The 16,435-nt window shown below is 69.0% G+C and carries 8 protein-coding genes; all 8 read right to left on the reverse strand.

Annotated elements, in window-relative coordinates; all coding sequences use genetic code 11:
* Positions 1–23: 23 nt before the first annotated feature.
* The 8 genes from H7A87_RS09835 to H7A87_RS09870 all read right to left on the reverse strand — a co-directional run bounded on the left by H7A87_RS09835 (position 24) and on the right by H7A87_RS09870 (position 16,421).
* The gene (locus H7A87_RS09835) at positions 24–791 is read right to left on the reverse strand and encodes an RNA polymerase sigma factor FliA (RefSeq protein WP_047125417.1); all 768 of its coding nucleotides are present in this window, start codon (positions 789–791) and stop codon (positions 24–26) included.
* Positions 788–1,672: a MinD/ParA family protein gene (locus H7A87_RS09840; RefSeq protein ID WP_047125416.1), complete on the reverse strand. Its 885-nt coding sequence runs from the start codon at positions 1,670–1,672 to the stop codon at positions 788–790. The genes H7A87_RS09835 and H7A87_RS09840 overlap by 4 nt, the downstream gene beginning before the upstream one ends.
* Positions 1,659–3,341 (reverse strand): flagellar biosynthesis protein FlhF, encoded by a 1,683-nt coding sequence (flhF, locus tag H7A87_RS09845; RefSeq protein WP_119128798.1) that lies wholly within the window; start codon positions 3,339–3,341, stop codon positions 1,659–1,661. The genes H7A87_RS09840 and flhF overlap by 14 nt, the downstream gene beginning before the upstream one ends.
* Positions 3,342–4,133: 792 nt before the next feature.
* On the reverse strand, positions 4,134–6,206 hold the full coding sequence (gene flhA / locus H7A87_RS09850; RefSeq protein WP_024937671.1) for a flagellar biosynthesis protein FlhA: 2,073 nt from the start codon (positions 6,204–6,206) through the stop codon (positions 4,134–4,136).
* Positions 6,207–6,223: 17 nt separating this feature from the next.
* A complete protein-coding gene (gene flhB, locus H7A87_RS09855) occupies positions 6,224–7,354 on the reverse strand; it encodes a flagellar biosynthesis protein FlhB (RefSeq protein WP_104585136.1) in 1,131 nt (376 codons plus the stop codon).
* 395 nt (positions 7,355–7,749) lie between these two features.
* Positions 7,750–9,837: an EAL domain-containing protein gene (locus H7A87_RS09860; protein ID WP_119128797.1), complete on the reverse strand. Its 2,088-nt coding sequence runs from the start codon at positions 9,835–9,837 to the stop codon at positions 7,750–7,752.
* 306 nt (positions 9,838–10,143) lie between these two features.
* On the reverse strand, positions 10,144–13,065 hold the full coding sequence (locus H7A87_RS09865; RefSeq protein ID WP_180496966.1) for a ligand-binding sensor domain-containing diguanylate cyclase: 2,922 nt from the start codon (positions 13,063–13,065) through the stop codon (positions 10,144–10,146).
* 404 nt (positions 13,066–13,469) lie between these two features.
* Positions 13,470–16,421, reverse strand: coding sequence for a diguanylate cyclase (locus H7A87_RS09870; protein WP_180496967.1), 2,952 nt, complete (start codon positions 16,419–16,421; stop codon positions 13,470–13,472).
* Between the last annotated feature and the right edge of the window lie 14 nt (positions 16,422–16,435).

A 16,435-nucleotide genomic window follows, 5' to 3' on the forward strand; every position in this document is an offset into this window, starting at 1 on the left:
AACACTAAAAATACGCGAAAAAATCATTCGTCGATTTCGACACCGGCATCGGCCAGTTCGAAGACCTTGAGGCGGCCGCGCAGACGCACCACCGCCTGGCCATGGATCTGGCACACGCGCGATTCGCTGACACCGAGCACGGCGCCGATTTCTTTCAGGTTCAATTCCTGTTCGTAGTACAGCGACAGCACCAGCTGCTCGCGCTCGGGCAACTGGCCGATGGCCTTGCCCAGCTCGCGGCCGAACTCGCCGCGCTCCATCATCTGCTGCGGATTGGGGCCACCCTTGGCGGTGGTGTCCAGCTCGCCGTGATCCTCGATCCGCGACTCCAGGCTCAGCACCTGGCCGCGGGCGGCATCTTCCATCAGACGCAGGTAGTCCGGCAGCGGCATCTCCATCGCGGCGGCCACCTCGGTGGCGGCGGCGGCGCGGCCGGTGTGCTGCTCGATCTTGCGCACGGCCGCGGCGGCATCGCGTGCGCGGCGGTGCACCGAGCGCGGTACCCAGTCGCCACGGCGGATCTCGTCGATCATCGAGCCGCGGATGCGGATCGAGGCGTAGGTCTCGAACGAGGCGCCCTGCTCGGAATCGTAGCTGCGCGAGGCTTCGATCAGGCCGATCATGCCGGCCTGGATCAGGTCGTCCACTTCCACGCTCGCCGGCAGGCGCGCGGCCAGATGGTGGGCGATGCGGCGCACCAGGTCGGCGTGCTGGGTGACGATGTCATTGGCGTTGTTGCGCTGCACGGCACGGTACTGCGCGGTGGCCGTGGTTGCGGTAGCGGTGCTCATGCGGCCACTCCCCGTTGGATGATGCGTTCGACGAAGAATTCGACGTTGCCGCGGGACACGGTCGGGGCCTGCCAGCGCGAGGTACGGCGAGCGATTTCTGCAATGGCCTGCGCCGACGGACTGGCGGGGTAGGCCTTGATGACCGGTTGCTGGCGCTGTACCGACAGGCGCAACCAGTCGTCCTGCGGCACGTGGCCGAGGTAGTTCAGCGACACGTCGCCGAGGAATTTTTCGCAGACCCGCGACAGCTTGTCGTACAGCAGGCGGCCTTCGTTGGGGTCGCGCACCATGTTGGCGATGATCTGCAGACGGTCCACGCCGCGTTCGCGCGAGAGCACCTTGATCAGCGCGTAGGCGTCGGTGATCGAGGCCGGCTCGTCGCAGACCACCACCACGGTGTCCTGGGCGGCCTGGCAGAAGGTCAGCACGCTGTCGGTGATGCCGGCGGCGGTGTCGATGACCATCACGTCCAGGTCGCGCTCCAGTTCGGAGAACACGTTGACCAGGCCGATGTGCTGGGCCGGGGCCAGTTCGGCCATGTGGCGGCGACCGGAGGCGGCCGGGACCACCAGCACGCCGCCGGGGCCTTCGATGATCACCTCGTCCAGCGTGCAGCGGCCGGCGATCAGGTCGGCCAGGGTGTACTTAGGCGACAGGCCCAGCACCACGTCCAGGTTGGCCAGGCCCAGGTCGGCGTCCAGCAGCAGGGTGCGCTTGCCCATGTCGGCCAGCGCCACGGCCAGGTTGGCGGAGATGTTGGTTTTGCCCACGCCGCCCTTGCCACCGGTCACGGCAATGGTGCGCACCGGGCCCAAAGGCTCGGGACGGGTCGCCGACAGGGGGAAGGCGTTGGTCAGCTTGGCGTATTCACGCGACTGCATGGTTGTGCTCCGGAGTACAGGGCTTATCGGCAGCGCGCCGCAAATCTTCAAGGCGAAGAACGAGACTGGCGGCATTGGCGCGGTGCAGGTCGTCGGGGACCCGCTGTCCGTCAGTCACCCAGGTGATGGGCATTTGGTGATCGACGACGACCGACAGCGCACTACCGAAGCGGCCGGTCTCGTCAAGTTTGGTCAGCACCACGCCCTGGGGCTTGGCGTGGGCGAAGCGGCGCACGACCTCGTCGAGGTCGGAAAAGTGCGCGTTGGCAGGCAGCACCAGCAGCGAGGTGACCTGGTGCGCGGCGCGCAGCCAGTTCAGCTGCGCGGCCAGGGCGCGGTCGCGCTGGCCCATGCCGGCGGTGTCGATCAGCACCAGCTTGTAGTCGCGCAGGCGCTCGAGCAGTTCCAGCAGGCTCTCGGCGCTGTCGGCCTCGTGCACGGCGATGCCGAGCTGACGGCCGTAGCTGTGCAGCTGCTCGCGGCCGCCGACGCGCTGGGTGTCGGTGGTGACCAGGGCCACGTCGCGCGGGGCGTGCTGGGCGGCGAAGCGCTGCGCCAGCTTGGCGATGGTGGTGGTCTTGCCGGCACCGGTCGGGCCGACCAGGGCGATCACGCCGCCGCGTTCCAGCGGGTCGACCGGGGCCACCGGCAGGCGCTTGGACAGCAGGCCCAGCATCAGCCCGCGGCCGCGGTGCAATTCGGTATCGGCCGGGATCTGCAGCGCCACATCGCGGATCAGGCCGGCGTCGAAGCCATAGTCGTCCATCAGCTCCAGGGCCTGCGCACGCACCGGTGAGCCGCGTAGGCGCTCGTCGGTGAGGCGGTTCATTTCGCGCTCGATCATCTGCCGCATCAGCGCCAGCTCGCCGCGCAACTGCTTGAGTTCTTCGTCGTTCTGCGGCGCCGGGGCGGCGGCGGCCGGCACCGCGGCCAGCGCCGGCGGGGCGGCCACCAGCGGCGGCAACGCGGCCGGCGGCAGGATCTGCGGCAGCGCGTCCAGGTCGAAGTCGGCGTCGTCGGCCAGCGCGTCTTCGTCCTGGTCGTAGCCGGCCTGCACAGGGGCGGCGGCGGCGGCCATGATCGGCGTCGGCGCCTGCACCGGGGCGGCCTGCACGGCGGCGCGCTGCACCGGGGCGGTGGTCAGGAAGTCGGCGAACAGTTGTTCCGGCACCGCCGACAACGCGTGCTCCTGGCGCGGCGCGGCGGACACCGCAACGGCGCGGGCCAGGGCCTGGGCGGCGGGCGAGGGGACGGCGGCGGTACGGACCGGTGCGGCGACCGGGGCCTGACGCGGCACGTTGACCGGCTGGCGCAGCGCCATTGCGGCGATCATGTCTTCGGCGGCGCTGGCAACACGCTGGCGCTGGCTCGTACCGGCATCGGCGGCCGGCGTGAGCGGTGCGTGGACCGGCGCGGCGGCGGCTTGCGGGGCCGGGGCCTGCTGGGCAGGTGCCGACGGGATCGGTGCGGCGGCAACCGCCGGCGTCTCGGAGCGTGCGGTTTCCAGGGCGCGCTGCACGAGTTCTTCGTCGTAGTTGCTGGCAGCGACGATCTCGATGCCTTCGGCGGTACGGCGATTGGACAGGATCACGGCGTCCGGGCCGTGTTCTTCACGCACCATGCGGAATGCGGTGCGCATGTCCGGGGCAACGAAGCGTTTGATTTTCATGCCAAGTGCCTCCAGGAACGGGACCCGCCGGACGCCGGACGGGTGCGCGATGAATGTGGGTGCGTTGCCAGCGTCATGAGGTGCCTGTCCCGTTCGGTTGTTCCAAGTGCTGCTCTCGCCCCGCAGCGGTGACGCTGGCTGCGGTCTCGCCAGAGCTAATGCATGTGGTGTGCCAAAACGTGGTGCCAGGGTTCCGGCGCGGGGACCCTGGTCGGTCGGGGTGGGGCGGCGGCTGTGCGTCTGGTCCGGATTGGGAGTTCAAGTCAATGGATTGATTGACTTTTCTCCGGGCCGGCACGGTGTTGGCATTGCCCGTGCGGGCGGATGCGCTGGCGGTGCGGGCGCCGGGATTGCTGTGCCCGGCACGCCTCGAAACGGCCGGCGGCGTGCAATCGATTGGATGGCCGGACCGGTGGCGGCTTTCCGACGCCGGGTGTGGCGGTCGGTCTGAACGCGTTGCCGGTCGGCGTGGTGGAGGCACAACGGCCTGACGATTTCGTAGGAGCGCACCCGGGCGCGACGGGCTGTCCCGGTAACGCCGGTCGCGCCCGGGTGCGCTCCTACAGGGGTGTTCTGGTTTGCGGCCGTGCCGTCGGATACCCGGCGCGTCGTAGGAGCGCACCCGGGCGCGACGGGGCTGTCCCGGTAAGGCCGGTCGCGCCCAGGTGCGCTCCTACAGGGGTGTCCTGGTTTGCGGCGTGCCGTCGGATACCCGGCGCGTCGTAGGAGCGCACCAGGGCGCGATGGGGCTGTCCTGGGAAAGCCCGTCGCGCCCGGGTGCGCTCCTACGCCTCAGCTGATCGTGCCGACCAGCTTCAGGCGCTTGTCTTCGGGCACTTCGCTGTAGGCCAGCACCGACAGGGACGGGACGCTGTGGCGGACCAGGCGGGCCAGCGCGGCGCGGACCTGGCCGGGCACCAGCACCACCGCCGGTTCGTTGCGGGCTTCCTGCTTGCCGACGCAGTCGGCCAGGCTCTGGTGCAGGCGCTCGGCCAGGCCGGGTTCCAGCGCCACGCCGTTGCCGTGGGTGGATTCCTGCAGCACGCGCTCCAGCTGCGGGGCCAGCGTGTAGACCGGCAGCTCGGCCGACATGCCGGCGATCTCCTGCACGATGAAGCGGCCCAGCGAGGTGCGCACCGCGGCGGTGAGGGTGGTGGGGTCCTGGCTGTGCGGGGCGTGTTCGACCAGGGCTTCGACGATCTTGCGCAGCTGGCGCACCGGGATGCGCTCGATCAGCAGGTTCTGCAGCACGCGCACCACCACCGACAGCGGCAGCGCCTTCGGCGTGAGGTCCTCGACCATCTTCGGCGCGGTCTTGGCCAGGGTCGCCAGCAACTGCTGCACTTCCTCGTGGCCGAGCAGTTCCGGGGCGTGTTCGCGGATCAGGTGCGACAGATGGGTGGCGACCACGGTGGCCGGGTCGACCACGGTGTAGCCCATCGATTCGGCATAGGCGCGTTGATGCGGCTGGATCCAGGTGGCATCCAGGCCGAACGCCGGGTCCTTGCCGGGAATGCCGTCGAGCTGGCCGAGCGCACCGCCCGGGTCCAGCGCCAGTTCGCGATCGGGATAGATTTCCGCGGTGGCCACCGGCACGCCGTGCACCAGCAGCCGATACGCGTTGGCCGACAGCTCCAGGTTGTCGCGGATATGCACTGGCGGCACCAGGAAGCCGATGTCCTGGGTGAGCTTGCGGCGCACGCCCTTGATGCGCGCCATCAGTTCGCCGCCCTGGTTCTTGTCCACCAGCGGAATCAGCCGGTAGCCCACTTCCAGGCCCAGCGGGTCGATCGGGCGCAGCTCGTCCCAGCTCAGCTCGGAGCTGGCCTGGGCGGCGGTGGCCGCCGCGGCGGCCTTGGGGTCGGTGGCCGGGTCGCCGGTCGGCGGGATGACCAGGCTGCGCTTGTACATTTTCCAGGCGATCACGCCCAGGATCAGGCCCAGCGTCAAAAACGCGACGTTGGGCATGCCGGGCACCAGGCCGACCAGGCCCAGGATGGCCGCGGCCACCGCGAGGGCGCGGTGCTGGCCGAACACCTGGCTGATCATGGCGCCGCGCATGTCCTGCGCGCGCGAGGCGCGGGTCACCAGCAGGGCCACCGAGGACGACACCAGCAGGGCCGGCAGCTGTGCCACCAGGCCGTCGCCGATCGACAGCAGGGTGTAGGTGGAGGCGGCATCCACAAAGCTCATGCCGTGCTGGAACATGCCCACCGCCATGCCGCCGACCAGGTTGATGAACAGGATCAGGATGGCGGCGATGGCGTCGCCGCGGATGAACTTGTTGGCACCGTCCATCGCACCGTAGAAGTCGGCTTCCTCGCGGACTTCCTCGCGGCGGGCCTTGGCTTCCTCGCGCGTCAGCAAACCGGCGTTGAGGTCGGCGTCGATGGCCATCTGCTTGCCGGGCATGGCGTCCAGGATGAAGCGGGCGGTCACTTCCGACACGCGCCCGGCACCCTTGGTGATGACCACGAAGTTGATGATGGTCAGGATCGCGAACACCACGATGCCCACGGCGTAGTTGCCGCCGATGACGAACTGGCCGAACGCCTCGATCACCTTGCCGGCCGCGGCATGGCCGTCCTGGCCGTTGATCAGGATCACGCGGCTGGAGGCCACATTCAGCGCCAGCCGCAGCATCGTGGTCATCAACAACACGATCGGGAAAATGGTGAATTCCAGCGGGCGCTGCACGTACACCACCGCCAGCAGCACCATCAGCGAGATGGCGATGTTGAAGGTGAACAGGGCATCCAGCACCGGTGCGGCCAGCGGCACCATCAGCATGGCCAGCATGGCCATCAGGGCCAGTGGCGCGCCCAGGCCGTTGCGCAGCAACTCCATGATGCGCCGGGCGTTCATCGGGGCGGGTTGGGCGCTCATGCGCTGGCTCCCTTGCCGAACTCATCCACGTCCAGCGACGGCAATTCCGGCATCGGGCCGCCGTTCCAGCCACGCAGCTGGTAGACGTAGGACAGCACCTGGGCCACGACCGAATAGAGTCTCACGGGAATTTCCTTGCCAATTTGCGCTTCTCTATACAAGGCGCGTGCCAAAGGCGGGGCGGTGACGATCGCCACCCGGTGCTGTTCGCAGGCTTCGCGGATGCGGAAGGCCATTTCGTCCACGCCCTTGGCCACCACGATCGGGGCGCGCATCTTGCCGCCTTCGTACTTGAGCGCCACCGCATAGTGGGTCGGATTCATCAGCACCACGTCGGCCTTGGGCACCGCTTCCATCATCTGGCGCTGCGACATCTGCATCTGCATCTGGCGGATGCGGCCCTTGACCTCCGGGCTGCCCTCGCTTTCCTTCATCTCGCGCTTGATCTCTTCGCGGGTCATCTTGAGCTTCCGCAGCCAGTTCCACTTCTGGTACGGCGCGTCGATGGCGGCCAGCAGCACCAGCGCGCCTGCGGTGTAGAACAGCAGGCTCTTGGTGAAGTCCAGGCCGTTGCCCACGGCCTGTTCCAGCGGCTGGTTCACCAGCGAGCGCAGGCCGTGCAGGCCCTTGGAGATGCACAGGCTGGCGGCCAGGCCGACGAACAGCAGCCGCAGCACCGACTTGACCAGCTCGGCCAGGCTGTTGCTGCCCCACATGCGCTTGATCCCGTTGGCCGGGTTGAGCTTGGTGAGGTCGGGCATGATCGCCTTGCCGGAAAACCGCAGCCCGCTCATCAGCAACGGGCCGGCCAGGCCGGCGGCCAGGCAGATGCCGATCAGCGGCAGCATCACCCACAGCAGTTGCAGCAGCAGGTCGCCGAAATGGCCGAACAGCGCCATCGGGTTTTCACGCATCTTCGGGTCCGGGCTGAGCGCGGTCTTCATCCACACGCTGGCGCCATCGCCGATGCCGCGGGCCAGGGCCATCAGCGCGAACACGCCGGCGCCGAACACCGCAGCGGTGGACAACTCGCGCGATTGCGGGATGTTGCCCTGCTCGCGGGCTTCGCGCAGGCGTTTTTCGGTGGGAAGCTCTGTGCGTTCGCCGCCGTCTTCGGACTCGGACATGGAGATGCCGGTGGGGGATCAGCCTGGTCTCATGCAAGCTGCGTTCCAGTTGGGACCGGGAATCGGGAATCGGGATTGGGGAATCGGGTTGGGGAATCGGGTTGGGGAATCGGAGAGCGGTGATCGCGTGGAGCCGCTGGCGGGGTGTTGTGGCTGGTGGTGAGCAAGCGCACGCCGGGCTCTGTGGATGGCGCTGCTATCGCGATAGATCGCCCCGCCTGCGCGCCTGCGACGGCTGTTGCAGTTGGAAGGCGCGCAGGTCGCCGCGTGCGCGGGGGAGGGCCGCAGGCAGGAAATGGGGGCGGCGGACCAAGTGCAGGCTGGTGCTTGGCTTGGTTGGCGGTTCAGAGATTGATGGCAGATGCCGGGGCAGCGATCGTTTTGACGCCTTTCGCTTAACCGGTCGGGCGAATTGCGCCGTCGCGTTGGGCGACCACCACCGCGATGAAGTGCTCGGCGTCCATCGGCCGGCCCAGCAGATAGCCCTGCAGCTGGTCGCAGCCCAGCCGTTCCAGGGTGTTGCGCTGGGCGGCGGTCTCCACGCCCTCGGCCACCACCTGCAGGCGCATGGTGTGGGCCAGCGCCACCACCGCGGCGACGATGGCGATGTCTTCCGGGCCGTTGTCCAGGGCCTGCACGAAGCTGCGGTCGATCTTGAGTTCGTGCGCGGGCAGCTTGCGCAGGTACATCAGGTTGGAATAGCCGGTGCCGAAGTCGTCGATGGCGATGCGCACGCCCAGCGTGTTGAGCTGGCCGAGCGTGCGCAGGCAGGCTTCGGCATCGCGCATGGCCATGCTCTCGGTGATTTCCAGGGTGAGCTGGGCCGGCGGGATCGCGTAGTCGGCCAGGGTCGTGGCCACCTCGTCCAGCAGGCTGGGCGAGGCCAGTTGCGTGGCCGACAGGTTGACCGCCACGCGCCAGTGCCCATGTCCGGCCTCGCGCCAGTCACGCATCTGCCGGCAGGCCTGCTGCAGGACCCAGCTGCCGAGCGGGCCGATCATGCCGCTGCGCTCGGCCAGCGGGATGAAGCTGTCCGGCGGCACCAGGCCGCGCTCGGGGTGCTGCCAGCGGATCAGCGCCTCGGCACCGATCGGGCGGCCGTCGTCGGCGCAGTACTTGGGCTGGTAATGCAGCACGAACTGGCCCAGTTCCAGCGCACGCGGCAGATCCTGCAGCAGCTGCAGGCGTTCGCGGGTGGTGCCGGTCATCGAGCGCTCGAAAAAGCTGTAACGGTTGCGGCCGGCCTGCTTGGCGTGACGCATCGCCGCATCGGCATGGGTCATCAACTGATGCTCGCTGCCGGCATCCTCCGGATACAGCGCAATGCCGACACTGCTGCTGAGGCGCAATTCCTGGTTGGCGACCAGGAACGGCACCGCCAGTGCCTGCAGCAGATGCGCGGCGATCGCGGCGGCATCCTCGGGGTCGGCGATGGCCGACACCAGCACGAACTCGTCGGCACCCAGCCGCGCCAGGCTGCCATGGGCGCGCCGGTGTGCACGCATGCGCTCGGCCACCGCCACCAGCAACTGGTCGCCGAACGGGTGGCCGTAGCCATCGTTGATCGCCTTGAATCCATCCAGGTTGATCAGCATCACCGCAAAGCGTTGCCCGTCGCGTTGTGCGCGGTCGATGCCCTGCAGCACGTGCTCGTGCAGCAGCACGCGGTTGGGCAGGCGGGTGAGCGGGTCGTACAGGGCCGCCTGCACCAGCTCGGCATTGGCCTGTGCCAACGATGCAGAGAGCACGTCGGTGCGTTGCTGGAACCGCCGCGACAGTACCGAGATCACCAACGCCAGCGCCAGCAGCGCCAGCGTGACCAGCACCACCACGGCCGCCAGCCAGGGCAGCGGCAGGTGCGCACCGGCCGCCGCACCGCAGAGGCTGCCGGGCGCGAACCGCGCGGCCGCCATGCCGGTGTAATGCATGCCCACGATCGCCACGCCCATGATCATCGCCGCGATCAGCCGCAGGCTGTAGCGGCGGCCGCCGTGGCGCAGCCGGAAGGCGATCCACAACGCCGCTGCCGAGGCGCCGATGGCGATGAGGATGGACAGCCCGAACAGCAGCGGGTCGTAGCTGATGGCCGGGGACATGCGCAGCGCGCCCATGCCCATGTAGTGCATCAACGCAATGCCCAGCCCCATCAGCACCGCACCCAGGCCCAGCCGCGGCCACGGCAGGTTCGCACGCGAGGTCAACCACAGCGCCAGGGCCGCGGCCAGAATCGCCGCCAGCATCGACCAGGTGGTCAGCGCCAGGTCGTAGCCCAGCGGAATCGGCAGGCGAAACGCCAGCATGCCGACGAAGTGCATCGACCAGATGCCGATGCCCATCGCCACCGCGCCGCCCATCAGCCAGGCCACGGCATCGCTGCCACGACTGGCCGTCACACGTGCGGCCAGATGCAGCGCGGTATAGGAGGCCAGCACGGCCACCACCAGCGACAGCATCACCATGCCAGGGTTGTAGGTTCCGACCACCCATCCACTTCCAGCGCCGAAGGACGCGCTTGCTCAAGCACGTAGCGACCCCGGGCGCCAGTTCTTGAGCGCCTGCGGGCAGCCAGCGGCGATCCAACGCGCATGCGCTGATCGGCCTGGAGCGGGCGGCAGGCGATGCGGTGATGTGGCGCGTCAGCCATGCAGTTTCTGCGCAAGGCGACGATGCTGCCGCACCTGGGATCGGCAGGCGGGCCGGCGTCACCGCACGCGTGGGTGCCGTATATCGGAAGCAGGATCCGTACGTGGGTGTCGAACCGACCTACGCCCGAGCGGCAACGCGCATGCTCATGCCACCGACGATTCGGGCTCTTCCGGTTCGATGCGATTGCGGCCATGCCGCTTGGCTCGGTACAGCGCTTCGTCGGCACGCGCCAGCAGCGTGGCGGCGTTGTCGCCGCTCCGGAACCAGGCCACGCCCACCGAACAGGTCACCTGCAGCGGCCGGGTGGTGCCGACCTCGTACGGTGCCAGGCTGAGCTTTTCGTGGATGGCGCGCAGCCGGTGCTGGCTGTGCCGCGACATGCCCGGCAGCAGCAACAGCAGTTCCTCGCCGCCATAACGGCCCACCCTGTCCGAGTCACGCAGGCAGCCGCTCAGGCGCGCACCCACCTTGGCCAGCACCGCATCACCGACCAGGTGCCCGTGCTGGTCGTTGACCAGCTTGAAGTGGTCCAGATCGATCAGCACCACCGCCAGCGGATGGCCGCCGTGCGCGCAGGCCTGCAGTTCTTCGGCCATGGCGTCGAGCACGCCGGAGCGGTTGAGCAGGCCGGTCAGGGCATCGTGGCTGGCCTTCAGGGCCAGCGCTGCGCGCGCGCTTTCCAGGTCGCGTTTTTCGTGTTCCAGCTGGTAGGTGCGCTCGGCCACCAGTTCGGCGAGCATGCGCTCGCGTGCAACCAGATGGCGATGCCGCCAGCGCCACAGGCCGGCCAGCAATGCGCTGCCGATCAGCACGTACAACGCGATCGCCGGCGGGCTACGCCACCACAGCGGCGCCACCGCAAACGCCAGCTCGGCGATCGGCGAGGCCGTGCGGCGGTAGCGGTCCAGGACCTGCACCTGCAGGCGGAAATGCCCGGAGGGCAGCGGCGGTTGGTCGATCGACAGGTCCTCGCTCTGGATCCATGCGTCGTGCAGGCCGCGCAGGCGGTAACGCACCGTCAGGCGGCTCGGGTCGTCGTACACCTCCATCGTGGACAGCTCGATATGCAGCGGCTTGTCGCTCCAGCCCAGCAACTGGCCTTGCTGCACCGGTACGCCGCCGCGGCTGACGCTGTCGATGCGCACGCTGGGCTGGCGCGCATCGAACAGCTGCGCCGGATCCAGCAGATGACTCACGCCGCGCGAGGTGCCGATCCAGACCGATCCATCCGGATCCTCGGCGAAGGCCGCTTCGGAGATGTCGTCCCACAGCAGGCCCTGCGACTGCGACAGATGCGCCCAACGCTCCCCGTCGTAGACCTCCACGCCGCGTGCGTGTCCCACCCAGACCCTGCCGATGCTGTCGCCACGCATCAGGTAGACGCCGACCTCGCGCAGCGCTTCGTCGCTGATCGCCTGCAGGTCCAGCCGGTCGCCCAGCAGCATGCCGTGCCAGAGACCGGGCCGATAGAACGCCAGCCACACCTCGCCGCCATCGCTGATGTGGAACTTGCTGATCCACGGGTCGGACGTGCCGCCGTTGACCAGCACCTCGACCCTGGACCAGCGCGCGCCCTGCAGGCGGAACAGGCCGTTGGCGGTGGATACCCACAGCGTGCCGTTGGCGGTCTGCTGGATGTCGGTATAGGCGATCGTGGGCATGTCGGCGACCGCTTCCATCGTGCCGCCTTCCAGCGGGCGCCGGATCACGAACAGCCCGCCCGCGCTGAGCATCCACATCCGCCCCTGCCGGTCGATCAGCAGGCGGCGCGCGGTACGCGGCAGCTTGGCGACCTGGGCACTGCGGCCATCCGGCCAGGTGCGGCGCAGGAAACCGGCCGAATTAAGCGTCCACAGGCTGCCGTCGGCACTGCGTTGCATGCCAATGATCTGGATCCCGGAGGCAGGCAAGGCCGGAACGAACCGCCCCCCGGGATCGGCCTGGCGGCCGGCACCGTGTTCGTTGCCCACCAGCAGCGCCCCCTGCGCGTCGCGGGCGATCGACCAGGTGGGGGCGGCCGGCATGCCTTGCGAGGCGTCCCAGTTCTCGATCCATTCGTAGCCGGCCCAGCGCACCAGGCCTTCGCCATCGACGGTCATCCAGACATCGCCATCGCGGTCCACCAGGATCGCATCGCTGCTGCCGGGCGGCAGCCCGTTGCCGGCACCGAAGCTGCGCCAGCGGCCGTTTTCCCAGCGCGCCAGACCGTCGTTGCGGCGGACCAGCACGCGCCCTTCGCGGTCCAGCACCAACGGCGCCTGTCGCCCGATGGTGCTGCCATCGAGCAATGGCAGCGGCCGCACACTGAATCTGCTTGCGCCCGGCGCGCGATACAGCAGGTTGCCGGTGCCACGCACCCACAGTGCGCCGTCATGGTCGCGCAACACGCTGTACCAGCGATCTTCCGGCACGCCCTGGTCCGGCCCGTAGACCTGCACCTTGCGCTGCGCATCGATGGCGCACAGCCGCCTGGCGCAGCCGGCCCACAAGGTGTCGCCCTCCACCGACAGGCTCAGCACCTTGGCCAGTTCGGGCACGCGCACCCGGGTGGCGGTGTCCAGCAACGGTTCGCTATGCCAGCGGCCATTGCCGCGTGCGCTCAACCGCTCCAGCGTGCCGCCATTGGCCAGCACCGTGCCCCAGGAGGGACTGGCCAGCAGCATGTCTTCCTGCAGATGTTCGGCCTCATCGGGGGCCAGCTTGCGGAAGCCGTGCTCGTCGCCGACAAACAGCGCCTGGAAGCCGGCCACCCACAGCCGCCCGTCGGCGGCTTCGCTCATCGAGGCAATCGGTTCGTTGCGCAGGCCATCCAGCTCGACCTGCTGGAAGCTGCGCCCGTTGTAGCGATACAGGCCGCTTTCGGTGCACACCCACAACAGCGTGGTGCGGGTCTGCAGCAGACAGGTGCCGGCAAGCCCGAGCAGGCCCTGGTCGTGGGCATAGCGACGAATGCTCGCGCTCTGCGCGGCAGCCAGATCGGCCAGCAACAGCAATCCCAGCAGCAGCACCGCCAGCAACGGTGCACACCGGTGTGACGACCTGCATTGGCGGTACTCAGACCCCACGGGCGTTGCACTCTCCCACGCGTCGGCCTGCGTGCTCCGCGCCCTTCGCGCGGGTGTCTCACGCTTGCCATGGGCGGCCCCCATCGTAGGCCGCAGTAAACCGACTAGCGGCTGTTCACGTGTGTTTCTTTAATGCGTGAGCAGGCATGGTGGCGTGATTGCGCAGCGGGCACCGCCATATAAGTGGCCTGTTGTTCCCGAACCGCGCACTGTCGCTGCAGGCGCCATCACGCAGATTGCTTGATGCCGGTTGCGCAACGGCTGCGTGCTGCTCGCGCCCAGGCCTCCATTCGGCAGCAGACATGGCGTTGTCGGCGATGCGTCGGTAAGGCGCGCTGCGTGCCCCGGCCGGTTTGCAGATCCCAGCATTGGCACTGCTTTTCAGCTTGCGTGGCAATGCAGGTTCAGCCGTTGGCCGCCGCGTGGTAGGTCACCTGGTCGTAATCGATGCGGTTGCGTCCACTGCGCTTGGCGCGATAGAGCGCGGCGTCGGCCCGGGCCAGCAGTTGTTCCAGGGTTTCGCCCGGCTGGAACCAGGCCACGCCCACCGAACAGGTCACCGGCAAGACGCCACCATCGATGGGGTAGTCGCCGCAGATGCCGCGATGCAGCGCCTGCAGGCGATGGCTGGCCTCGGCACCGAGCCCCGGCAGCAGCGCCAGCAATTCCTCGCCGCCGTAGCGGCCGATGCGGTCGTCGCCGCGCACCAGCGTATCCAGGCGCCGGCCGACCTCGGCCAGCACCGCATCCCCGGCCAGATGGCCATGCAGGTCGTTGACCAGCTTGAAGTGGTCCAGGTCGATCAGCGCCACCGCCAGCGGCTGCGCGCTGGTATCGGCATGGGCCAGCATGCCGCGCAGCGCGTGCAGGATGCCGGCGCGGTTGAGCAGGCCGGTCAATTCGTCATGGGTGGCCTTGAGCGCGAGTTCGGCGCGCGCCGCTTCCAGCTCGCGCTTGTCCTGCTCCAGCTCGGCGGTGCGCTCGGCCACCAGCTGCTCCAGCTCGCGCTTGCGTCGCAGCAGCTTGCGCGTGCGCCAGCGCAGCAACGCAATCACCGCCGCAATGCCCAGCAGCACGTAGCCGGCCATTGCCGGGGCGCCGCGCCACCACGGTGGGCGCAGCACGAAAGGCAGCCGCGCCACCGGGCTGGCGCTGCGCTGGTAGGCGTCCAGCGCCTGTACTTCCAGCGTGTAGGTGCCGGGTGGCAACAGGGGATAGGTGAGGTGGCTGAGCGAGGTCGTGGTCCAGCGCGCCTGGTGGCCCTCCACCCGGTAGCGGAAGCCGATGCGGTCCGGGCCGCCTTCGGCGCCGGGTGCGCTGATGTCCACATCCAGCGGCACCTGCGACCAATCGACCTGTGTCCCTGCGGTGATCGCCTGGTTGCCACGCCGCACGCGCAGGATGTCCGCGCGCAATGGCGGTGCGGCGAACACGCGCAACGGATCGATCAGATGGGTGGCGCCGCGACTGCTGCCGAGCCAGATGCTGCCATCCACGTCCTCGAAGAATGCATTGGCCGACATGTCGTCCCACAACAGGCCCTCGGTGCGCGTAGCCCGCGACCAGTGGCCGTTTTCCAGCATGTCCAGGCCCTGGCTGCTGCCCAGCCACAGCCGGCCCTTGCGGTCGTGGCGCAGGATGAACGGCATCACCCGCGCCACCAGCGGGTCGTCGACCGCGCGCAGCGCCAGCACGCCATCGGCCTGCAGGCGGCCATGCCACAGCCCGGTATCGCGCAGCGAGATCCACAGCTCGCCATCGGGGGCAAAATCGATCAGGAAGAAATCCTGGCTGGGCAGCGCGCCACGCACCTGCACGCGTTGCCAGGTGCCGTCCGCCCGCCGGTTGTACAGCCCCTCGCGGGTACTGGCCCAGAGCCGGCCCCGGGGATCGAGATCGACATCGCCTATGAACGCGGCCGGCACGCCCGCATCGCGGGTGGCCTGATACGGCGCGCCCGGCGGCATGTGATACAGGCCGCGCGGCGTGGTGATCCACAAGGTGCCGGTGGCGTCGAACAGCAGCTTGTTGATCGGCAGGCCCAGCTGCAGCACGTCGACGGTCCTGCCGCTGTGCGGATCGCGCCGCGCCAGTGCGCCGGACGAGCGCGCCACCCAGGCCGCGCCGTCTGCCGGCGAGAGCGCCATGGAGATCGACTGCAGCAGCGGCTGCCCGTCGTCCAGCGTCCAGGGTTGCATGCGGCCGCTGCGCGGATCCAGCACGTTGGAGCCGGCATCGCCGCCGACCAGCAGTTCCCCGCTGGGCAGGCGCTGGATCATCCAGGTCGGCGCTTCTGCCAGCCCCTGCTGCTCGTCCCAGTGCTCGATGTTGCCGTAGCCCAGCCAGCGCTGTACGCCCAGGCCGCGGGTGCCGATCCACAGCTGGCCGGTGCTTTGCATCATCAGCGGGCCGACCATCGGGCTGATCGGCAGCCCCTGGTCATGGCCGAAATAACGCCAGTGATCGCCTTCCCAGCGCACCAGGCCGCGATCGGACCGCGTCAGCAGGCGGCCCTGTGCGTCTTCGGACAGGGTGGTGGCCGCCGAGAGCGTGTCGAAGCTGGTGCCTGCCGGCGGCGCATGACTGCGGAATACGCGCTCGCCCGGCGCGCGCGCCAGCACCAGCCCACCGCCACGCAGCCACACGGTGCCCTGGTGGTCGCGGAAGATCGCCCGCCACTGCCGCTCCGGCACACCGTCGGCTTGCCCGAGCAGCTCGCTGCGCCCGTTCGCGTCGATCCGGCAGACGTGCTGTCCGCAGCTGGTCCATAGCGCCGTGCCATCGGCCAGCAGTGCCTTGCCGGCGGGCAGGGAGGTGCCATCGGCCAGCTGCAACGGCAGCGGGCGCACCGACCAGCCGCCCGTGCGCTCCGGCGACAGGCGCAGCAAGGCGTTCTCGCTGACCACCACCATGCCGTCGGCGTAGGCGGCCAGCACGTTGCCGCTGTCGGCGCGGATCGGTTTGCCGTCATGCAGGAGTTGCACGAATGCGCCACCGTCGCGGACGAACACGCCGTTGGCACTGGCCACCCAGAGCCGTCCTGCCGCATCCAGCGCCAGTGCACGGATGTAGCGCGCATCCAGGCCGCTTTCCTGGCCGACCGGTATGAAGCTCTCACGCTCGAAGCGGTGCAGGGCCAGCTCGGTGCCCACCCAGACCACGCCCTGGCGGTCTTCGAGCAGGCTGTTGACGGTCATGCCCTGCAGGCCATCGGCCTGGGCGTAGTCGCGGAAGCTGTAGGTCTGTGCCTGGGCGTGCCCGCACACCACGATCCCCAGCATCCAGACGCAGGCCCGGGCCCACCAGTGGCCGCCTCGTGGCGCAATCGGAGCGAACAGCGCAGACACGTTGGGCATCGGTTCCCGCGGGC

It is taken from the genome of Xanthomonas sp. CPBF 426 (assembly GCF_903989465.1).
Taxonomy (GTDB): Bacteria; Pseudomonadota; Gammaproteobacteria; order Xanthomonadales; family Xanthomonadaceae; genus Xanthomonas; species Xanthomonas euroxanthea.